2 protein-coding genes are annotated in these 1589 nt (G+C 33.8%); one reads left to right on the top strand and one right to left on the bottom strand.

Annotated elements, in window-relative coordinates; all coding sequences use genetic code 11:
• Positions 1-760, top strand: a 760-nt coding sequence (locus AC07XN_RS24340) for a DeoR/GlpR family DNA-binding transcription regulator (protein ID WP_494744927.1), incomplete at its 5' end; no start/stop codon positions are given.
• 168 nt (positions 761-928) lie between these two features.
• On the opposite strand, the gene AC07XN_RS24335 is transcribed toward AC07XN_RS24340, so the two are convergent.
• Positions 929-1393, bottom strand: a complete 465-nt coding sequence (locus AC07XN_RS24335) for a DUF3592 domain-containing protein (RefSeq protein ID WP_494744926.1) — start codon at positions 1391-1393, stop codon at positions 929-931.
• Between the last annotated feature and the right edge of the window lie 196 nt (positions 1394-1589).

Here is a 1589-nt window from a genome sequence, read left to right as displayed (position 1 = left end):
ATTTGGTATCATGTTAAAAGAAGAACGTCAACAAATAATTTTAGATAAGCTAAGTACAGACAAAAAGGTAACTTTGGTTGATTTAGGACAAATACTAAATGTATCTTACGACAGCGTTCGTCGTGACATTATCGAACTCGAAGACAGAGGGCTTTTAAAGAAAGTACATGGGGGTGCTATCGCTAATTCATACCTATCTATCAAGGCGAGCAAAGGATTGGGGATTGTCAATACAGAATTTGTAACGATTGCTAAAAAAGCGATGAAATTGATTGAAAACCACAAAATCATTTTGATGGACGGAGGAACAACCAATTTCTACATTGCCGAGCAACTTCCTAAAAACATGGAGATTACCGTTGTAACCAACAATCCTCATTTGGCTACAGCCTTAGCAGAGCATCCTAAGGTTGAGATAATTTTGTTAGGTGGTTCTTTTTACAAACGTTATCAAATAACCCTTGGGTCAAAGACAGTTCAGGATTTAGAGCACATCCATGCTGATATATATTTCATGGGTACAAACAGCATCAATCCAGAATTAGGATTGGCTATTCGTCACTATGAAGAATCGTTACTAAAACAAAAAATGATGAGTATTTCAAGAAAAATCGTTACTTGTGTGATAGAGGAAAAAATTAACAGAGAAGAGAATTATAAGGTATGTGATTTTACGGCTCTTGACTATTTAATCACGAGTTTATCACCTACCGACAATTTACTATCAGGTTTTAGGAATAAAAATGTTGAGATATTGTAACTTTTGTTTGCAAAATATTGCAAACAAATAGATTTAGTAGCACGAGTTTTCAACTCGTGAATAAATAATATACGAGTTGAAAACTCGTACTACTAAAAAAAGCGGTCAGAAATTAGTTTTCTGACCGCTTTTTTGCCTTTAGTTCACGAGTTGAAAACTCGTGCTACACTAAAACATTAATAATGCGCTAGTACATAATAAAACGATTCCAAGAATTAAGAATACTGATGGATTCAAACCTGGGATACTTCTTTCTCCTAAAGCCGAATCATAAGGATTCTCTGGATTATATCTTACTTGCATCGTTTGTCCAACTTGGCTAAGCATAGACATTCCTTTGTCAGCTTCAATTTTGAATTGTCTTCCGTTTACGATAAATGATACAACAGGGAAGAAAATTGGGCTTTGACCTAATTTATCACTGCGTTCATAACGTTTGCTTACTTCCACTACTTCGCCGTTTGTCAATACTGAATGTTGAAGCCATTCACGACGTTTTCTGCTTAAATAAATACCTAAAAATATTAATGCCGCAGCTACGATTATAAATCCAGCCATTACTAATGGTGGTACTCCTTCATAAGTGCCGTGTGGGCCTGATATAAGTAAAATTGAATTAAATGCGCTTTCCATATTCACAAAATTTTAATGATTCTTTGACCGATAGAAGTATAAATCTTAATACTTCTATACAAATTTCATACAAAACTCATTAAAAACCAAGCTGTTACCTTTATAGAGGATTCTACTCAGAAGATTTGTGAAAGGCTTATTTTTGTAAATTTTTATTTTTTTTATTTAACGATTTACTTTTTGAAAGCTGTTTTTC

It is taken from the genome of Arcicella sp. GW458-12-2-14-TSB2 (genome assembly GCF_059423785.1).
The sequence above is the reverse complement of the archived record's forward strand: the minus strand, read 5'-3'. Positions and strand labels throughout refer to the sequence as shown.